Origin of the sequence: Candidatus Erwinia haradaeae (assembly GCF_900698985.1) — a bacterium.
GTDB lineage: Bacteria > Pseudomonadota > Gammaproteobacteria > Enterobacterales > Enterobacteriaceae > Erwinia_E > Erwinia_E haradaeae_B.
Window position 1 is genome coordinate 879290 of sequence record NZ_LR217730.1, and the last position, 22081, is coordinate 901370.

Here is a 22081-nt window from a genome sequence, read left to right on the forward strand (position 1 = left end):
TATTCTCAAAAGATTAAAATTTTAGTAATAGGCCCTTCTTGGATTGGTGATATGATGATGTCACAAAGTCTTTATCGCACTCTAAAAAGCCAAAATCCTAACATTATAATCGATGTGATAGCTCCTGCGTGGTGTCATCCTTTGCTCTCGAGAATGCCAGAAGTTAATGAAGCGTTGCTTTTACCTTTAGGGCACGATGTAATAGGACTATCCATACGTTGGCGTTTAGGTCAGATACTTCATCAAAAACATTATGATCAAGCCTTTGTCCTACCAGGCTCTCTTAAATCTGCACTGATTCCTTTTTTTGCTAAAATCCCACATCGTATAGGATGGAGAGGCGAAATGCGCTATGGGTTACTTAATGACATACGTGTATTAAATAGTGCTGACTTTCCACTTATGGTTCAACGCTACATAGCACTATGTTATCCTAGATCACATATAAATAGTAGCAGAGATCTTCCTCAACCACTTTGTATGCCGACCCTTAAAGTACAAAATAAAGAAAAAAAAATTACTCTTTACGCTTTTAAAATATATTCCAAACGACCTATTATTGGATTTTGCCCCGGAGCTGAATCTAATCCTCTTAAAAAATGGCCACATTATCATTATTCACAACTAGCAGAGTTTTTAATTAAAAAGGGATATCAAGTCCTGTTGCTTGGCTCCACTAAAGATCGTATCACTGGAGAACGTATTCTACTCAATCTCTCTCAAGAAATAAAAAAATATTATTGCAATCTGGCCGGTAAAACTGATCTACAACAAGCTATAGCTCTACTATCCTGCTGTCATACTGTAATTAGTAATGATTCCGGTCTTATGCATATTGCTGCTGCACTAGATCGCCCATTAATTGCATTATATGGACCAAGCAATCCTAATTTTACTCCTCCTTTATCAAAAAAATCTAAAATAATTTCTTTAGTTAGTGGTTGTTATTCAGCACAAAAAAGAAAAACCGATGAAGAATATCATCCGAGCCTAATTCAGATTACACCAGAAAAAGTCATGATGGAATTAAAACTTTTACACTACACTTGTAGGAGTATAAATGCTAGTTTTAATGATTAAGACTTCTTCTATGGGAGATGTGATCCATTCACTACCTGCACTAACTGACGCTAGGTTAGCTTTTCCTAATATGTATTGTGAATGGGTCATAGAAGAGAACTTTTCTGAGATTCCTACCTGGCATCCAGCAGTTTCTCACGTTATTCCAGTAGCAATGCGTCGCTGGCGAAAAAATTGGTTTCAAAACTTAATACGAAAAGAACGTATTAATTTTAAAAATGCCATACAACATCGTTCTTACGATGCGGTGATTGATGCTCAGGGCTTAATAAAAAGCGCTGCCTTAATAAGTCGCCTTGCTACAGGTGTGAAACACGGAGGTAATATTTATAGCATAAAAGAACCCATTGCTAGCTGGTGGTATGACAAGCGTTATACCATTAATAAAAATCAACATGCTGTGCAACGAATACGGAGCCTCTTTGCAAAAAGTCTGAACTATGCGCTACCAACAACAATGGGTGATTATGGAATTCTACAACACTTCACAAAAAATCAACCAATAAAAACTAGTGACTATCTAGTCTTTTTGCACGCAACTGCGAAAGATAAAAAACAATGGCCAGAAACCCATTGGAAGACGCTCATTAACTCTTTAAAATCTGAAAGAATAACTATTAAACTACCCTGGGGGACGCATCATGAATTCTTACGCGCTCAAAGGCTAGCGCAAGGTTTAAGTTATGTAGAAGTCTTACCTAAACTAATGCTCAAGGAGATAGCCCATATACTTATGGGAGCTAAAGCGATAATTTCTGTAGATACAGGCTTAAGTCAGCTCGCTGCTGCTCTCAACTGTCCGAATATTACTTTGTATGGACCAACTAACGTAGATTTAATTGGTGGGTATGGTCATAATCAATTTTCAGTGCATTCTCTACGAAAAAACATGGCAGAAATTAGCCCTAAAAAAATTAAATTAATCCTAAAACGGCTTTTCATATGAAACAAGTTCATCTGATTGATCTAGAACAAATGGGTGGCGTTGAGCGATTATTATTACAATATGTCAACTATTCTTCTGATCAACAAAATATAATTTTATGCATAAGCAATAATATTGCCACTGAGATTCAATGTCATATTATAAAGAAAAAAGTATATTTTCCTAACCGATTATTTAATAATCTGCCTATACGTTGTCCAAAATTTTTAAGAAAATATTGGCTATCATGGAAAATTTCTAAAATATCTGCTGATTTTATTATTGTTTGGGATTTTATTCCTGAATTTTCCATAAAACCAAAAAATACTCAGCTTCTATATTATGATCATGGCTCTTCATGGCGATATACAATAAATACTAAAATAATGCGTTTTTTTGGTATGCTAGATGGTATTATTTCAGTTTCTAAAGCATCAAAAAGGGTTATGGAGTTACGCTTTAATCTTTCTTGTGCTCACCTTGTAGTTCTAAATCGTCTTACAAATCCTATTGGTATTAATTATATCACAAAATCCCTTAGTCAACCAGTACGACTTGGGACAGCATCACGTTTAGTAAGTCTTAAAGGTATTAGCGTCTCTCTATTGACACTGCATGAATTAATTATTCGCGGACATAATATAATTCTAGAAATCGCTGGAAAAGGCCCAGAAAGAACAGCACTAGAGCTCTTAACGAATAAACTAAAATTAAATAATCACGTAATATTTAGTGGTTTTCAAAAAGATATGTCTATTTTTTTTAATCGGATTGACATTTATATGAGCACACCTATTAGTGAATCTTTCGGATTATCTTGCATGGAAGCATTATATTATGGAATTCCAGTAATTTTCCCAATCATAGATGGTCAACCAGAAGTAATATGTAATGGTATATGCGGAATTGGAATTTACCCAACAGTATCTATAAAAAATCACCAAAACCTATCAGGAATAAAAATTAATTTTCCTTATCATGTGTATGATCCTGTTTCTGATGTGTTAGTTCAACCAAAACTTTTATCACATATTAAATGTGCTGATGCAGTAGAAGAGCTGATAATACCAAAAAACTATCATCAATTTAGCCATAATGCAAAATTATATACTATAAATAACTTTAGTTATGACTCATTTCAAAAAAAATTTCAAAAAGCACTGAATGCTGTTCATGATAAAAAACAATAAAATATATAAATTTTTATATAACTATTTAGTATTACACTACCATTGTTATTATTTAAAACTCTCAAACAAAATTAAATCAATGTAAACTAAAGACTTTATAAAAATTTATTAAATACTACTGTTTTAACTAGTGACTATTTATTAAATATGCATTTTTAAAAATAATAAAAAATATTAATTTTATTAAACACTGTAATAAATATATATTATCTATATATTCAAATCTTACTAAATAAATAATATATCAATTCTCTCAGCAATATTTTACTATTTATTCAAAAGATTTTAAATATAATTTTTATCTAATTTTTCTTTAGATATATTATGATGGGTCGTGCAGGACTTGAACCTGCGACCAATTGATTAAAAGTCAACTGCTCTACCAACTGAGCTAACGACCCGACCTGGTGGGTAATGACGGACTCGAACCGCCGACCCCCTCCGTGTAAAGGAGGTGCTCTACCAACTGAGCTAATCACCCATATTATATTAATAATATAATTATTATATATCATATATTGACTAAGTCAATAATTTTACGATACCTATCTTTCCTTTAATGAAATTTTTTTAAAAATCTTATAAAATACATTTCGTATAATATACTATATATTGATTGTAATAAAATACACAATTATACTCATATGAATTACACAAATATCTCTACCTAAAAAGTGAATCATGTATAATTATGCACCAACATAATCAATAAGTCATACCTCTTAAATTTATTATATATAGTACAAATTTATAGTCTAACCAAAACAATAATATTTCTATTATACTATTATAACAAAATAGTACGATTACCGTTTAAAAAGACCCGATGCGTCAAAATTTGATTCAATGCTCGACTAAGTACATTTTTTTCTACATCATGACCAGCTCGCATCATGTCTTCTGCTGAATAGGTGTGATCAATATGAATAGCATCTTGCATGATAATCGGACCAGCATCTAACTGATTAGTTACATAATGTGCAGTAGCACCGATAATTTTTACACCCCGAGCATAAGCCTGATGATATGGACGTGAACCGACAAAGGCGGGAAGTAAAGAATGATGAATATTAATAATCTTATTAGGATAACGACGCAAAAAGTCTGGTGTAAGTATACGCATATATTTAGCAAGTACTATATAATCAGGTTGATAAAGATCAATACTACCAATAATATTATTTTCTTGTTCTAAACACGTCAAGCCCTCATGTTTAAAAAAAATAAATGGCACATTAAAACCATGCACTAATTGACTTAATCTCTTGTGATTACTGATTACTGCAGAAATCTCAACATCTAATTCACCATAAGCGCTTTTTATTAATAACTCCCCTAAACAATGAACTTCATGACTAACCAAAATCACAATCTTCCGACGCTCAGTATCTTTTAGGGAATACCGTGAACCAACTGGAAGTAAGATATTGAGATCTTTTAGAAAATTGTCTTGATAATAAAAACAACCGGCCAATTCAGAACGCATAAAAAAACAAGAAGTTTTATCATCAATAAATTCATTATTTTTTAAAATATTAAATTTATACTGATAGCATATAGCAGTAATTTTTGCGATTAACCCTGCCGCATCAGGACATACAATTTTTAAAATTTTTTTTTGTTGTATGCTATCTTGCATTATTCTTGGGATCCTTATATATACAATAATACCCTGATTAATCTTAATGATAATATTATTATAATCTATAGTAGAATTAAAAGTTTTATACTATGCATGTTCTGCTTAAAAAAATAATCGCTATGATTCACTTCGTGTATTTATTAGTAGAAGATATTGCTTTTAATAAATAACTATTAATAACATTTTAAAAAAGTTTTTCTCATTCTTTAATTACACAGTTAACTAGTATTCTGATATTGATCCGAAAGATATTTATAGAGCAATATATTATGCATTTTAAAAATTTAGCACTATAAAAAGTATATATTAAATAGTATGAACTTTACTTAATAAAATAAGTAATCATTAACAATGATCACAATTAGTACAGTTTTCTTAATATTAAAAAATGAATAATTATATTATTATATGACATATATAAATAAAATATGTTGATATTGACCATAATAAAAAAAATGTTACGATAAGATCTGCTTTTATATGCCCTCAAGTTTTACTGTTAATTAATATACATGCATAGTACTAAATCTATGTTTTAATTTATTGTAAGTATAACACACAGAACATCATTTCATTATAATCTATAAAATCTATTACTATAGTATTACTATAATGTAATATGAAATACTAAAAGATCTAACTCTTACAACTGATCATTTTTTTTAAATTATTTTCCATATTTTAGTAATTCTTTTTCAGATTTATAGTAATTAGTACATGATATATAATACGTTAATTCTTTAATTATATATTTAAAACATTCGCTAAAGCAAAAAAATAAATTTCATGATGACTATAAATATACCATGTTATACATATATATTTCCTAATCTTAAAACTCTTTTACTATGTTTTAACCTTGCGATAGTAAAACTGAATAAAATTTTACATGCTACAATATTTAATATCCAAGTATAGGTTAATCATAGGAATGCAATTATAAATAACGGATAATATAAGCTAAAGAATATAAAGATATAAAATTGTTTAATCTATTTACGATCTATTTTATATAGGTTTAAACAGAGTAAATATTTTTGCAGGTGATTAATATTGTTAAATATATCGTGGTGGAGCTGGCGGGAGTTGAACCCGCGTCCAGAATTGCTCTGCTGTCAGAACTACATGCTTAGTCTAGTTATTTTTTTCATTAAATAGTCGCGAACTAACACGCTACTAAAAACTAGCTTAATTTTATTTAACACATTTACCAAAAGCAGAGTCTATGTGCGATCTCTTTATTAGTGTGACCTCCCTTGATCCCGTCCTAAAGAGAATAGGCTAGGAGAGAGGACGCCTTTAGTTTATTAGACTAATCAAGCTGCTAAAGCAGCAGGCGAAAAACTATCGTCATTTGCAACTATTTTTTTACGGCTTTTAACGAGGCAAACCGCCCCTCGGCATGCTCCTAAAGTTTTGCATATTCTGTCGAATCCATAATCAGCCCCGATAAAATAATATACTATATATAATATATCTATTTTGTTTATATTGCACTATTTAGTTAGAAATTTATTTTTTATCATACGTATCTTCTCTAACTTCCAATTGCGTTCTTTAATTGTTTCTCGCTTATCATATTGCTTTTTACCTTTTCCAACGCCAATCTTCAATTTAACCCATGCATTCTTCCAATACATGGATAATGAGATCACGCTACATCCATGATCCTGCACTATATTAGATAACACACTTAACTCTTGCTTACTAAGAAGTAACTTGCGAGCACGTCTGGCGTCACACTGCATATCTGATGATACTAAATGAAGAGCTGAAATAGTTGAGCCAATTAAAAAGGCTTCTTTACTATCTAAAAGTATATAACTGTCTCTAATATTTACTTGACCAGCACGAAGAGCTTTCACCTCCCACCCTTTTAGTAGTAATCCGGCCTCAAATTCTTTTTCAATAAAATATGAATAATAAGCATATTTATTCATAGCAATTGAAATACAAACAGGTTGAGTGAATTTGTTCATAACGATAGAAGCACTAGTGATACCCATAGTTAATTTATAAAAATTAAGAGGCTAACAGAAAAAACAAAAAAATATATTATATTTACTTACTATAATTATGTTAAATATAGCATCTATGATAAAATTACAAATAAAAATATTTTACATTCTACTAAAATATATCCAAACTTTAGCTATTTATCTATTTATTTGATTATTTTAAGAAGTATGCATTATCTTGTCAATCATCACTATACTATAAAAAAACAATAATTATTTTAATTTTTATCTATTTACACTTAATTAATAGATATTACTTAATTCGAAAATAACATAAAACTTATATTAAAATCATATACAAAATTAAATTAAAAAAATATAATGAAAAAAATATTAACATAGTGCTAATTTAAAAAGATTGAAAGTTATATGAACATTCTATAAAATATAATCATTAATCTATTCTGTATCCAAAAAAAATTAACATGAGACCCTCTTGATACAAATATAAGTAAAATTGTCTTTAATTAAATACAAAAAAGTTATTCTATACTTTTATGAAATTAAAAATAATTATTTCAAATTAATTATAGTATGTAAAACATTAACCTTACTATTAAATACAGTCCACATACTGTTACACTAAAAACAGCATATAGAAGGTGACGAGACTCTCTGAGGACATCTAATAAAAATAATATTGATTATACAAAATCAAGTCATTTTTTGAGATAATTAATAAAATATTTTTTGAAAGCAATAAAAAATAACAAAAATGTATAATAATCTAAATCATTACTTATAAGCTTGTACATTTATAAACAAATATTATAAGATATTATTGGAATAAGTATGGCCCAGGTAAACTGTTCTTTATTCATGCCATTTAGTGTTACAAAAATGTATTCTTTAGTAAATGATATAGAAAGTTATCCAGAATTTTTATCGGGATGCGTTAGTAGTCAAATTCTGGATTCAAACCCGACTGTAATTATTGCTTCCATGGACATTCTTATCACAGGTATTATGCATCAAACCTTGGTAACGCATAATACATTAACCAATAATCATAGCATTCACATACAATTGATTCAAGGACCATTTCGACAACTCAATGGTATATGGCGTTTCAACTCCCAAGATATAGAGGCTTGCCACATAACATTTAATTTACATGTAGAGTTTAATCATATATTTATGGAACTAGCCTTTAATAAGATATGTCAACAACTAAGCAAAAAATTTCTAGAGATATTTTATCAGCGAGCAAGAGAGGTTTACTGTGTCTAATATTTTAGTAGATGTTGTTTATGCTTTACCAAAAAAGCAATATATTTATCACGTTGAATTAATTTTAGATAGCAGTGTAGAACAAGCTATTATGGCCTCTGGTATCTTAGAATTATACCCAGAAATTAATTTACAAAAAAATAAAGTGGGTATTTTTAATCAACTCGTTAAATTAAACGATAAAGTTTATAATGGTGATCGTATTGAAATATATCGTCCCATAACGGCACTAAAAAGATCTTCTTCAGCATTACTAAATAATAATATAGATGAGTAATCTATACACTCTGACATTTTAAATATGTATACTTAATTTTATTCATAATCATATCTATTATTATTAACATTTTTTATTAACACTTTATGATCCACCTATTATAGGTAACATGCATTCTATTTTACATATAAAATAATTTATTATACATTTTTAAAATAAAAAGCTGCATATAACATATAGTTTCTATTTTAAAAAATATTTTAAAATCTACGCTACAAAAAAACTATCCTGTTAATTTATATAATAAGATAGCAAGATAAAATAACAACTACGCATAATTACTCCAACCTTATCATTTTACGTATACAATACTCTAAATTTAATTTTAAATAGCTGATGATAATAAAAAAGATCTACTAATCTTTGTAAAATCATACATATTCAATCTTAATATCAAGCAGTGAATAATATAGATCAATTTTTAATAAAAAATAATAGGTAATTAAAAATTACTATAAGGTTTCCTCCTTAATAGAAAATAATTATTTATAAAAGTTAATTTTCACTAATATAATTCATATCTCATGTTACATTATCATTTAAAAGCTCACTGCTATCTTCTATAGAATTAATCTTTACTATCAAGATGATTATATATTAAACATTATCTACATCAAGCTCTCTGTAATACGCTATCTAAAAATATTAATTAAAAATTACTAGCATAGTATTCACTATATTTATTAAAATTACTTATTTAAGTAACATCATCTACACAAAACTTATTGAGTCACTTCCAAAAAAAGCAATTTTAATATACTACCTTGATTACCTTGTAGTTAGATAAAAATCTACTAATCTCTAAAAAAACTAAAAATACTTCAAGGAGAATTTCTCTTTGAAGTATTTTTAGTTTTTTTATCCTTACTTATCTATAATAGTAGATAAAATAGTATATTAATATTTATCTGAATCAAATTAAAGAATAAAAAAATTAAAAAAATAACACAAATAGACCACATAATATTAAGTTACATTCAATATAATACATATTATGCTATACTTAATAACATACAAAATAGTATATAATATAAAATTCTACAGTTATAATAATCGAGCTAAATATAAATTAAATAATTATTTAATTTATATTTATGAATTATAAACATATACATTAGTAAATAAATTACTAAGGATTATTGAAATTTTTATGCTATTATTATAATAAGCATTGATATATTAATATATAATCATTTTTGATCATAATAAAATAATAACTTTATTCCAATAAATATCTTTCTTATGATAGTTTTAAATAATATTTAATACTGATTATTATAGATAATTTATATTTATGTTATTATATACAACTGTAAAATATAATTATAATTTTTATAAAACATTAGCATTACGAGATGCATTTAACAGTCCATACCACTATATAAAATAAAACGTATTCCTTCTAATGTTCACGAGTCTGCAAGAAGATAACTTCTGGATAACGTTCTTGAGTCATCTGCAATTTTACCATGCTGGTAGCGAGATAAGTTAAGTTACCAGAACCATCAATAGCCAAATTACTTTCATTGCAATACCGGAATTGTGTAAATTTTTTATTGTTATCACACACGACCCATCTTGCAGTGATGATATTTATAATTTTATACACTGCATTGACATTATATTCAATTTTGAGGCGTGAAGCAACTACATCAAATTGTAGCGCACCTATTGCTCCAACAATCAAATCATTATTATATACCGGTCGAAATATTTGTACAGCACCTTCTTCTGATAGTTGTATTAAACCCTTTATAAGTTGTTTCTGCTTCATAGGATCGCGAAGAGAGATGCAACGAAACAATTCTGGAGCAAAATTTGGAATACCAGTAAACTCTATTTTCTCACCTTCCGTAAAAGTGTCCCCGATATGAATCGTACCATGATTATGTAATCCAATTATATCGCCTGGATATGCTTCAGTAGCCTGTAAACGGTCACCAGCCATAAAAGTTATCGCATAAGAAATCATCAGATCTTTTCCAGTTCTCACTTGATATAATTTCATTCCTTTTTTGTATTTTCCAGAGACCACTCGCATAAAAGCTACTCGATCACGATGTTTTGGATCCATATTAGCTTGGATCTTAAATACAAAACCGCTAAATTTTTTATCATTTGCGGTTACAGTACGTAAATTTGTACGACGAGGCATCGGAGATGGCGCCCATTTAATAATTCCATCCAGCATATGATCAACTCCAAAATTACCTAATGCAGTACCAAAAAAAACTGGAGTTAGTTCGCCGCTTCTGAATGTCTTACAATTAAATGCATATGATGCGCCATAAATTAATTCTAGATCGCTTCTCAGCTGATCTGCAAAATCCTCACCAATTGCAATATCTACATCTGGATTATATAAACCTTGAATTTTATTTACTTTCTGAATAACATGCCCTTGACCAGATCGATAGAGGTATATGGTATCTCTATATAAATGATAGACTCCTTTAAATAATTTTCCACAGCCTATCGGCCAAGTTATCGGAGCACAAGTAATTTTAAGGTTACTTTCTACTTCATCTAAAACTTCTATAGGATCACGAATATCACGATCTACTTTATTCATAAAAGTAATAATCGGTGTATTTCGCAACCGAGTGACATCCATAAGCTGACGGGTTCGATCTTCTACACCTTTAGCAGAATCTATCAACATGAGGCAACAGTCTACTGCCGTCAGAGTGCGATAAGTATCTTCAGAAAAATCTTCATGTCCCGGAGTATCCAGAAGATTAATTAAATTACCTTGATAAAAAAACTGCATTACAGATGTGGTCACAGAAATGCCACGTTGCTTTTCTATAGTCATCCAATCAGATCTACTGTATTTATTAGAACCACAACCTTTAACTGTAGCAGCAATTTGTAAAACTTTTCCGAATAATAGAACCTTTTCAGTAATAGTGGTCTTACCAGCATCCGGATGAGCAATAATAGCAAACGTGCGTCGACGCAAGACCTCTTGCATATAAGATAGATTTAGCATAAAACTCTTCTAATTTAACACAGAGACACTGTGCAATACTGGATTGAAATGTAAAAATTATTACTGATTATATTAAACTGCAAGTATTCTGTTTATATCCAAAGGCATCATATTATTTTAGACACGCTTAATGAAGGTTTGTAAATCATGGAATGTGTCAGCACAAATGAAGTGATAAGGTAAAAGATTACCAACTAATTCAGAATATTCACACACAGCATAATACATCTTGTAATATCAATAAAGTCAAAGAAACTAAGCCAAACTATTTACTATTATCTAAGATAAATGCATAATATAAGTACTTTGGTCAATGTCTAAATTAAAAGCCCTAATCAACAAAAAACTATAAATTTAAAACAGAAAATTCAAATAATTTTTCAACACATCCCTTTAAACAAACACTATTTAAATACTTACAAATAATTTGCAGTAAATTACAAGGAAAATATTATTAATAAACCAATTACATACAAAGTCGTAACTGTAAATAAGTATATAATATCTTGCAGTTCTTTAATCCTATTTTTCCGACGGTTATTATTATAATCAGTAACCTTATCAAATCTCTAGAGATGATCGCATCCATAATATATAATACCTAAAATTATGCATTATTTCTAGTCTAATGCATACTAGGTTATATAATAAGATCTAACCAAAGATACTTATCTCTATAATATTGTATATTATAAACACTATAAATATTTAAAACCTGCGCTATCGCACTTTTAGTATCACTACATGATAGTATCATCAAGATTTTATTAGGTCTTTCTCCAACAACAGAGCGCTATATGTCTACATTTTACCATTGGATCTAGCGAATTCATAAAAATATCTAACATACTCAGCTTGATGTCGCATATAGATCAATTTTATAACTCTTATATTACATTTATTTTATATTTTTAAAATACCCATTAAATTTTTTAAATATGATTTCTATCATATTTAAATTTAGTAAAAATAATATTATTTTTAATGTTGTACTTCTTTTTTTATTAAAAAGATATTTATTTATGACACATGGTTAATCAATAAATTATATGCTATAATTAAACTATTATATTCACTCATATCGTTGGAATTATGCATTAATTTATTAATTATACATAAGATATACTTAAATAAAACTAGTGCTTTAACCATTCTTAAGAAATGTTCTTGTATCTATACATATAAAATATAATACATAGATATAATCTATTGTAGAGATTTTTTTATATATCTTATGCTATTATATCTAAATATAGATATATTATTTAATTCATTGCATACTTAATTAAAAATATTATTTTATGTTTGATATACAGTAACGATCTGTTGTTTCTTAAATACATGTATCTATTTTTTTAAAAAAAAATTTAAAAATTTTATATAACACATATAGACTTTTAAAACACATATGCATTCATCTTATATAATGTATCTACTACTTTAAACCTTGTAATGCTCTGATTAAATATTCGATATAACTTAAGTCACAAGGTTTCATTTTGCATCATATTTTTATTATTATAAAATACACAATACATTTCGCAATATGCATTAATATCATCTGGAATAAATATGAGTAAAAGCACTGCACAGATTCGTCAAGAATTTCTTAATTTTTTCCATAGTAAGGGACATCAGATTATGACTGGTAGTCCATTAATATTACCTAATGACACAACACTATTATTTACTAATGCTGGCATGAATCAGTTCAAAAGTATTTTTCTTGGACAAGAAACACCAAAATATACTCGCGTCACTACTGCTCAACGTTGTTTGAGAGTCGGTGGTAAACATAATGACCTGGAAAAGGTAGGCTACACTGCACGTCATCATACATTTTTTGAAATGCTTGGAAACTTTAGCTTTGGTGATTATTTTAAACAAGAGGCAATATCATTTGCTTGGGAATTACTCACTAGCCCAAAATGGTTCGGACTACCAAAGCATAAACTATTAGTCACGGTATACGCAGAGGATAATGAAACTTTTAAAATTTGGGAAAAAAACATTGGGCTACCGTTTGAGCGTATTATTCGAATCGGTAACAATAAAGGCGGTCCCTATGCCTCAGATAACTTTTGGCAAATGAGCGAAACGGGCCCTTGTGGTCCATGCTCTGAAATATTCTTCGATCATGGTGATCATATTCCAGGAGGGCTACCAGGTAGCACAGAAGAAGATGGAGATCGTTATATTGAAATATGGAATCTTGTGTTTATGCAGTTTAATCGTAAGTCTGATGGTACCATGATACCTCTACCAATGCCAGCAGTTGATACAGGAATGGGACTAGAACGTATTGCAGCAGTTATTCAAAATGTTCACTCAAATTATAATATTGATCTTTTTAAAACATTAATTAAATCCATTATGCAAATTACAGGCACTACTAAAATTCATGATCAGTCATTACATGTTATTGCAGATCACATTAGGTCATGTGCATTTCTTATTGCAGATGGTGTGTTACCATCAAATGAGAACCGCTCTTATGTATTACGTCGTCTAATTCGCCGAGCTGTACGTCATGGATACACGTTAGGCGCACAAAAAGGGTTCTTTTTTAAACTAGTATCTCCATTAATTCATGTTATGCATGAAGCTGCAGAGATTCTTAAGACAAATCGAGATAAAATAGAAGAAGTTTTAAAAACTGAAGAAGAAAAATGTGCAAAAACACTAAAAAGAGGGCTTTTTCTACTAAATCAAGAATTGAAACAAATATCAGGTAATATACTTAATGGTGAGGCGGTTTTTCGCTTATACGATACCTTTGGGTTTCCTGTAAAATTAATTGAAGATATATGCAGCGAGCGTCATATAACCATAGACAAAATAGGTTTTACGCTTGCCATGCAAGAACAACGCCAGAGAGCAAGAAAGGCAAGCGGTTTTAATACTAATTCTAATAATATACTCTATATCACTCATAAATCAAAATTTAAAGGTTATGATTTCTTACAGCTACATGCGATGATTTCTATGATTATTGTTAATGAAGAAATAGTAGATACTATCTATTCTGGGCAAGATGGAATTATAATTCTTAATTATACACCATTCTATCCTGAAGGTGGTGGACAAATTGGCGATATCGGTACTCTCAAGTCGCATAATGATACTCATTTTATAATCAAAAATACAAAAAAATACTCTCAAGCTATCGGCCATATCGGTACGCTCACTCATGGAAAACTCAGTAAGGGTGAGACTGTTCTAGCGCAAGTTGATGAAAAAAATCAAAAAAGTATTCGCCTCAACCATTCGGCGACTCATCTATTGCAAGCTGCCTTACGCCTCATTCTGGGGCCAAAAGTCACACAAAAAGGATCGCTAATTACTGCACAAAATTTACGTTTTGATTTTTCACATGATCAACCAATGACACAGCAAGAAACTCGTCAAGTAGAGATAATAATTAATAAACAAATCCGTCGAAACTTACTTATTGAAGCACACGTAATGGAACTAAATAAAGCCATAAATCTTGGAGCTATGGCTTTATTTAATGAAAAATACGATCAATATGTTCGAGTTCTAAAAATAGATGACTTTTCTCTAGAGCTCTGTGGGGGGACGCATGCTCATCGTACAGGCGATATCGGACTTTTTCATATAACTTCTGAATCAGGAAGTGCATCAGGGGTGCGACGCATTGAAGCCGTCACTGGAGAAGAAGCATTATTACATAAACACTATTCATATGATATATTATCAAAAATTTCTCAACTAGTAAAATCTAATCACTGTAATCTATATAAAAAAGTTAGCTCTCTTGTAGAATATACACATATTTTAGAAAAACAATTACAAAAACTACAACACCAACAAGTAATACAAGAAAGCTTGTTGTTGAGAAAGCAATCTATAAAAATAAAAAATACTCAAATAATAATTAACCATATAAAAACTTTAGAACCTAAAATGCTCCGTATCCTTGTCGATAATCTCAAATATCACTTAGAGTCAACGATTATTGTATTAGCGACTATTTCGAATGGCAAGATCTCTCTAATTACTGGTGTAACTAAAGATCTTATACATCATATTACGGCCACTCATCTCTTGGAATATCTAGCAAACCAGGTTAACGGAAAAGGCGGTGGTAGCCCGTATCTAGCACAAGCCACTGGTATAAATATACAAGCTTTACCTACAGCTTTAGCTAACGTAAAATCATGGATATCAGATAGATTGAAATAATCTTATGAGGGTTTTATTTGTACATCAACTAAAGAAGTATGCTTATTTTTTTGTTTCAATAACCCTGGTTAATTATCATAAAATTTTCTCTTACTTAGAATGTAATGTTATCTAAAAAATACTATGTTATGTAAAATGCATGAATCAGATTGTTATAAGGCGCACGATATATTCAGTAAAATAGAAAATGAACCTAGAGAATATACTGTATAATAAATATGTTATTATACAAAAACCTATCACGACACTCAGAAAAACATGCTTTAAATCATCCTAAGAAACTTAAGATCATAATATCTATGGTTAAGAGTATAATATAGATTATTATCTATATTTAATGTTAAGAATATAAAAGAAAGTAGTATAGTATACATTTAAGACTATAGTGTCTCAATTAGCATATAACATAGTATTCTAATATTTTCCTAGAACTCTCGAACCCAGTACGACCACTATATTAATCTATTTAGGAGACAACAATGCTTATTCTAACTCGTCGAGTTGGTGAAACCCTAATGATCGGTGATGAAGTAACTGTTACTGTATTAGGAGTCAAAGGTAATCAAATACGTATTGGTGTTAACGCTCCTCAAAAAATTTCAGTGCATCGTGAAGAAATTTATCAGCGTATACAAGCAGAAAAAGCACAACAGACAATTTATTAATATATTTTTTATTCAGTATCAGCATGATCTGAAAAAAATAGTATTTGTTATACAACTATTTTTCTTGATATATATCATATGATTTATTAAATTTATATGATATATATCATAATTTTGTTAGAATAATGTAAAAAAAATTAAAATAAAAATAATTTACAATAAGTATTCAATGACAGTAAAATAAAAAGATTATAAAAATATAATTTACTATTTATTAAATTATTTTTATTAAAAAATCTTAGTTATATAGCTATAACAATATCATTTTATAATTAAAACTTTATATATTCACCATAAAATATACTATACTATAGTATACTATTAGCTATAGTATATGATAAGATTATTTATCTTAATTTTAATAAATTATATAATTGTATATATACATATACTCTTCTTCATAATATATAAATTTCATAAATTAGAGATTTATTTAATAAGGGGTATTCCTAATAAAATAAAGCATTGTATGATCTATATCATATCATACTAAAAAATCTAAACCAATAGCTGATATTATACTACTTATGCACTAAAATGCTAAGATAATTAAAAATTATAATATCCACTATAATTATATATAATATAATATTATATCTTATATGAACTTAAAAATTCTATTTTTCATATAAAAACATAGTTAAAAATATATATTAATTAAAATTCAGATCTTACGATCTTAAAATAAAGTCACTAAAAAGAATAGTTTTTATTAAATTATAGAAATTTAATAAAAATATTTTTTATACAGGGCATGTACTAAGCTATAACTCCTTACTTATAATAACATGCTTGGTATGATTAAAATCATACATAACTGCGATTCTGCTCCATTATACGATAATAATACCGATAATTTTGAGCAAAATTTATCACTGTCCTGGTCTTTTGTAATCTTAAAAATGTTTATGTTACGCAGTTAATAGATGCTCGTACTAATATTTTTATTAAGACCATTATCTAAATATCTAACAAATTTATTAAAAATTATACCTTATGACGACACATAACATTCTATAATTTTATTCTAAAATAAGAGGTGCACAAAAATATATAAAATGACACTAAAATTTTTTTTAATAAAAACCATTTTTTATAAGCATTGTTCGCGTGATTATTGTTAGATACTTAGTTAGGGAGATACTAAAAACCCAAATAACTATTTTATTTATTCTGTTCTTAGTTTTCTTTTGTCAGAAATTAGTCAAAATACTAGGATCTGCAGTAGAAAATGATATTCCAATTAATATAGTCATTACAGGATTGGCTCTTGGTATACCAATCATGGCACAGTTAATCCTACCGTTAAGTTTAGTTTTAGCTATTTTAATCACACTAGGTAGGCTATACACTGATAACGAGATCATCGTTATGCATGCTTGTGGTCTAAAGAAGCGCGTGCTAATACAAGCTTCCATGGGAATCATACTTATAAATATGTTAATAGCATCTATTAACAGTGGTTGGATAGGGCCCTGGTCTGCACGATATCAATATACGATCATACAAAACGCAAAAATGACTCTTAGCGCGAGATCATTAATTCCAGGGCAGTTTCAAAAATCAGCTGACGGAAACATAGTATTCTTTGTTCAGAAGATCAAAAATAATATTTTTAAAAAAATTTTTCTTATACAATTACAACAAACAAAACACAATCGCCCTTACATTATCACTGCAGAATACGGACAAATTAATCGCAGGAAAGATGGTGCTCAAATAATCACACTAAATAACGGGGCACAATTTGAGGGCACTGCGTTACTTTCTGATTTTCGCATTACATATTTTAAAAATTATCAAGCAATAATTTACCCGCCACATATTAACCAAACAATTTGCAATGCCGAACAAATGAGCTTTCCTATTCTATGGCACTCTAATATAAAAAAACCTGACTACCATAGTGAATTGCACTGGCGCTTGACACTTGTATTTTCAGTTTTTGTTATGGGATTAATTGTTATTCCGCTTAGCAGAGTCAATTCAAAACATGGACGTTTACTATCAATGTTACCAGCAGTTCTTTTATATCTCATCTTCTTTTTGCTACAAAGCTTAATGCAGTCTAGTGGTAAAAAAGGTTTTCTAAATCCTGCGATCTCGATGTGGTTAATTAATCTTATCTATTTAAGTATAGGTATAACATTAAATGTGTGGGATACTATGCTGATCCGTCGATTTCGTGCACAATTTATCCGAAAAGATAGAATTCTAAATGTTTAGTATTCTTGATAAGTATATTTCTAAAACAATATTTTATAATATTCTTGCAACACTATTTGTATTGGTATCTCTTTCTGGTGTAATTAAGTTTGTCGATCAATTACGAAAAATAGGACAAGGAACATACACTGCATCTGGTGCTCTTATATATACAATTCTTAGCATACCTAAAGATATCGAGTTATTTTTTCCAATGGGGGCACTACTAGGAGCGTTAATAGGTTTAGGCGCTCTTATGCAAAACAGAGAACTAATTGCAATGCAAGCATTAGGTTTTACTCGCATAAAAATTGCAAAATCAGTAATGACAATCACTATTCCTCTTATATTTATTATGATGATTGTCAGTGAATTCATTTCCCCCCTAGGAGAGCAAATAGCACATAACTATCGAGATAACAAGCTAATAAATACAACACTGCATCTTAATCATATCGGAGTATGGGCCAAAGATAATGAAAATTTTGTGTTTATTAAAAATATTTATAGACCTAATTATATTTTTGGCATTACTATTTACTGTTTTGGTAAAAGTTATGACACAAACAGACCTCTGCAAATTATACAACATGCAAAATCTGCTAAATATAACACAAATAAAAAATTATGGATATTAGAGCAAGTTGATCAATCTGATTTTAGCAATATAAGACAAATTAAACATACTTATACACTGCGTCAAAATTGGCATACTTCTCTTATACCTAAAAAACTACAAGTTCTTGCTCTTAATCCAGAGACATTATCTATTAGAGGACTATATAGTTATACAAAATATTTTCAACAAACCGGCCAAATAAGTATACGTTATAAATTTAATCTATGGAGAAAAATTTTTGATCCATTATCTTTAATAGTAATGATGCTAATGGCAATATCATTCCTTTTTGGCCCATTGCAATATGCAGCAATGAACATCAGAATAGTGGTAGGTGTTATTTTAGGTTTTTTATTTTATGTTCTAAATCAAATTTTTGGATTGCTTAGTTTAATCTGTCACACCCCCCCTATCTTGGGTGCTTTACTTCCTAGTATAATATTTTTTACTATTAGTCTTGTCATGTTAGTGACATGGAAATCGTAGAAAAGATATTAAACATAATAAAACACCCCTTCTCTGATCTTGCTAAAATAGGTTGACATAAAAAATATAACCTTATATAGGACCTTTAATATAAAAAACTAAAACTGATTAATTCTATTATATAATCATCATAATCGAATAGTGTTATAAAGTGCTACCAAATGCTTCTCATGTAAATATAGTTTACTATATATCATTCTGCATATATCAAAAAAATACTATTTATATTTTATGTAGTAATAAAATTTACCTATCAATTTTTCATATTAATATTATTTTTTTTGATTTTACTGACCGTAATAGCCCAAAGTGACATACTGGCTATATAAATTGCTCTAATTGCTAAAAATTGCTACAATAATATTTACTGATCGTATCAGATAAAAATTCTTTATAAATCAAACTTAATCATGATAATTATTATTTATAGTGGTATGGATCTAATAAAAATATATACTCTAAGAAATATTCTAATGTTAAATTAAGCTAATTATCATCACACAAGACTTATATAATATTTCCTTTATAAAAATAAATATAATCTATCTATACAAAAAATATTTCTTATTTATTGCACTGAATTAAAGCATTATTAAAAATTTCTTTATATATAATTCTTGCTATATCATTTTCTTTAGTTGATATATTACACAATATATCTTTATATAATTGAAGTCATTAATATTTATTATAAGCAATATCAGATTCCCACTGCAGTAATTGCTCTGTTAACAATAACTCACAGTTTATTCCTAAAATTGTTGATAACCTATATCGACAAATTATCCATTGGTGCATACTATCATTAAGTATATTTATTGGTAACCATTTTGAAATATCAATCACTAATGATGTCTGATCCACGTTTCTAATAAACTGTTTTGCACCTTGAGCCCACTTTGCTGCATCAAGCAATAGAGAACACAACCATTCGATGCATCTAATTGCATTACTCTGATTTAATATTGGTAATAAACTTAAAAGATCACCGTCAATGGCTTTAAAGAAAGCATTGCACATCTGTAAACGATGCTGCCAGCATGGCTCTGATAATAATTCTAACGCTTTAACTGGTGCTCCGAAAGATAAACGAAGTGCTAGACTATATTTTTGAATATCAGCAGGATAATGACGGTGTAACCACATTAGACTTAACTCTTTATCAGGAGCAGTTAATTTCCATACAATACAGCGACTACGTAATGTCTCTAACAGATGCTCAGAGTCACGCAGATAAAGCAAAAACCAAGTATTAGCAGGTGGCTCTTCTATAACTTTTAATAATGCATTAGCCGAAAAGTCCGTTAATTGATGCGCCTCTAATAAGCAACATACCTTAGCGCCCCCTAAACTAGCATGATTATATAATTTTTCTTTGATATAGCGTATACTATCAATACCAATAGTATTCTGATCTTTTTGAGATTCTAGATGATATGAATCAGGATGATTCCCAGAAAGCATTAACCTGCAGGAACGGCATTTTCCGCAACTTTTTATTTCTTTTGGTTGATGGCACATCAACCATCTTTCTATTGCTCCAATTAAGGATTTGGAGCCTATTCCAGGTACAGATTGAATCAATAGTGCATGATGCCCACGATTTAATATATATTGCGTAAGTATTTGACGATAACTATAATTTAACCAAGGGTACCAGTACATTACTATTCCTATCTTTAACTAATTGATTTTTATATTTTATAAATGTAATTACATTATACTGATCCATAACTATAATAAAAATAGTATATTCATTACGTGGACTAAAATGATGATAATTGGAGAATACTAAGCTCATCTCTACTGGTCAAACATCTAGTACTGAAAACTATGTAACTTCTTTCTAAATTAGTATAATATTATACTCACATCATCACTTTAAAAACTTTAACAAAGACCTAGAATACACCATCTATATAAAACATTAGATCTTTACTGAATTATTGCTATCTTGAAGTCTTGTAGCTTCTAGTGATCACTTATCACTTTTTTTATACACACAACAATCTTATAACCTTTGGCTGATTAGTAATTGCTATAATCGTTATGTAGATAAATTATGCGCGGATCATACATAATATAATTATGTAATTATGAAGAATTTTTCACTATCTTTATTGAATTTTTAATAATTTAATTATATCTTTTTATCTCATTAAAAATGAAGCCTTAAATAAAGAATAAAGCTTCATATATGATGAATATAAATTTATTAAAATAATATATACTATAATTTATAATAAGGATTTTCTTTGAAAATTTAGTTCAAGTCAAACAGCTAATGTTATCTTAATCAGAGCTAAATCCAATCGGAGATACATATCCTCCTAAAGTGCTATACCTAAAATATTAGTCAGATTGCCATCTAACATCAGATTATCCAATCATATTAAATACTCTAACCTATAATTTTATATTAACAAATCATCCCCACAAACCTAAAATTTTTTGTTGATTAAATTCACTATAGTGCCTCAATGACACTCTATATATGGTATTATCATATAAAAATATACATATATGTTTGTATATAAAAAAACATA

The 22081-nt window shown here is 28.8% G+C and carries 13 protein-coding genes, 2 tRNA genes and 1 other RNA gene; 9 read left to right on the forward strand and 7 right to left on the reverse strand.

Annotated elements, in window-relative coordinates; all coding sequences use genetic code 11:
- Positions 1–12: 12 nt before the first annotated feature.
- From waaF to ERCIPSPA2889_RS02770, 3 genes are read left to right on the forward strand one after another with little or no spacing between them, the layout of a single operon-like run.
- A complete protein-coding gene (waaF, locus tag ERCIPSPA2889_RS02760) occupies positions 13–1080 on the forward strand; it encodes a lipopolysaccharide heptosyltransferase II (protein WP_157989440.1) in 1068 nt (355 codons plus the stop codon).
- Positions 1061–2026: a lipopolysaccharide heptosyltransferase RfaC gene (gene rfaC, locus ERCIPSPA2889_RS02765; protein WP_157989314.1), complete on the forward strand. Its 966-nt coding sequence runs from the start codon at positions 1061–1063 to the stop codon at positions 2024–2026. Before waaF ends, rfaC begins: the two co-directional genes overlap by 20 nt.
- A complete protein-coding gene (locus ERCIPSPA2889_RS02770; protein WP_157989315.1) occupies positions 2023–3195 on the forward strand; it encodes a glycosyltransferase in 1173 nt (390 codons plus the stop codon). The genes rfaC and ERCIPSPA2889_RS02770 overlap by 4 nt, the downstream gene beginning before the upstream one ends.
- Before the next feature lie 328 nt (positions 3196–3523).
- On the opposite strand, the gene ERCIPSPA2889_RS02775 is transcribed toward ERCIPSPA2889_RS02770, so the two are convergent.
- The 5 genes from ERCIPSPA2889_RS02775 to smpB form a co-directional block, all read right to left on the reverse strand.
- Positions 3524–3596: transfer RNA gene (locus ERCIPSPA2889_RS02775), tRNA-Lys, on the reverse strand.
- A 4-nt stretch (positions 3597–3600) separates the two neighbouring features.
- Positions 3601–3676, reverse strand: a tRNA-Val gene (locus tag ERCIPSPA2889_RS02780).
- A gap of 306 nt (positions 3677–3982) precedes the next feature.
- Complete coding sequence (gene purU, locus ERCIPSPA2889_RS02785) at positions 3983–4834, reverse strand: formyltetrahydrofolate deformylase (protein WP_157989316.1); 852 nt, start codon at positions 4832–4834, stop codon at positions 3983–3985.
- Between the two features lie 1071 nt (positions 4835–5905).
- Positions 5906–6285: a transfer-messenger RNA gene (gene ssrA / locus ERCIPSPA2889_RS02790) on the reverse strand.
- Positions 6286–6333: 48 nt separating this feature from the next.
- A complete protein-coding gene (gene smpB, locus ERCIPSPA2889_RS02795) occupies positions 6334–6816 on the reverse strand; it encodes an SsrA-binding protein SmpB (RefSeq protein WP_157989317.1) in 483 nt (160 codons plus the stop codon).
- A gap of 831 nt (positions 6817–7647) precedes the next feature.
- Between smpB and ERCIPSPA2889_RS02800 the strand changes: the two genes are divergently transcribed.
- Positions 7648–8085: an SRPBCC family protein gene (locus tag ERCIPSPA2889_RS02800; RefSeq protein WP_157989318.1), complete on the forward strand. Its 438-nt coding sequence runs from the start codon at positions 7648–7650 to the stop codon at positions 8083–8085.
- Positions 8078–8362, forward strand: coding sequence for an RnfH family protein (locus tag ERCIPSPA2889_RS02805; protein ID WP_157989319.1), 285 nt, complete (start codon positions 8078–8080; stop codon positions 8360–8362). The genes ERCIPSPA2889_RS02800 and ERCIPSPA2889_RS02805 overlap by 8 nt, the downstream gene beginning before the upstream one ends.
- 1402 nt (positions 8363–9764) lie before the next feature.
- Here ERCIPSPA2889_RS02805 and prfC read toward each other — a convergent pair.
- Positions 9765–11354 carry a peptide chain release factor 3 gene (gene prfC, locus ERCIPSPA2889_RS02810; RefSeq protein ID WP_157989320.1) on the reverse strand — a complete coding sequence of 530 codons (1590 nt, stop codon included), beginning with the start codon at positions 11352–11354 and terminating at the stop codon, positions 9765–9767.
- 1572 nt (positions 11355–12926) lie between these two features.
- Here prfC and alaS point away from each other — a divergent pair.
- The 4 genes from alaS (at position 12927) to lptG (ending at position 19535) form a co-directional block, all read left to right on the forward strand.
- Complete coding sequence (gene alaS, locus ERCIPSPA2889_RS02815; RefSeq protein WP_157989321.1) at positions 12927–15560, forward strand: alanine--tRNA ligase; 2634 nt, start codon at positions 12927–12929, stop codon at positions 15558–15560.
- A 479-nt stretch (positions 15561–16039) separates the two neighbouring features.
- Positions 16040–16225, forward strand: a complete 186-nt coding sequence (csrA, locus tag ERCIPSPA2889_RS02820; protein WP_157989322.1) for a carbon storage regulator CsrA — start codon at positions 16040–16042, stop codon at positions 16223–16225.
- A gap of 1110 nt (positions 16226–17335) precedes the next feature.
- Entirely contained in the window at positions 17336–18451 is a 1116-nt protein-coding gene (lptF, locus tag ERCIPSPA2889_RS02825; RefSeq protein WP_157989323.1) for an LPS export ABC transporter permease LptF, read from the forward strand.
- A complete protein-coding gene (gene lptG / locus ERCIPSPA2889_RS02830; RefSeq protein WP_157989324.1) occupies positions 18444–19535 on the forward strand; it encodes an LPS export ABC transporter permease LptG in 1092 nt (363 codons plus the stop codon). The genes lptF and lptG overlap by 8 nt, the downstream gene beginning before the upstream one ends.
- Before the next feature lie 678 nt (positions 19536–20213).
- Here lptG and ERCIPSPA2889_RS02835 read toward each other — a convergent pair.
- A complete protein-coding gene (locus tag ERCIPSPA2889_RS02835) occupies positions 20214–21200 on the reverse strand; it encodes a DNA polymerase III subunit delta' C-terminal domain-containing protein (RefSeq protein ID WP_157989325.1) in 987 nt (328 codons plus the stop codon).
- Between the last annotated feature and the right edge of the window lie 881 nt (positions 21201–22081).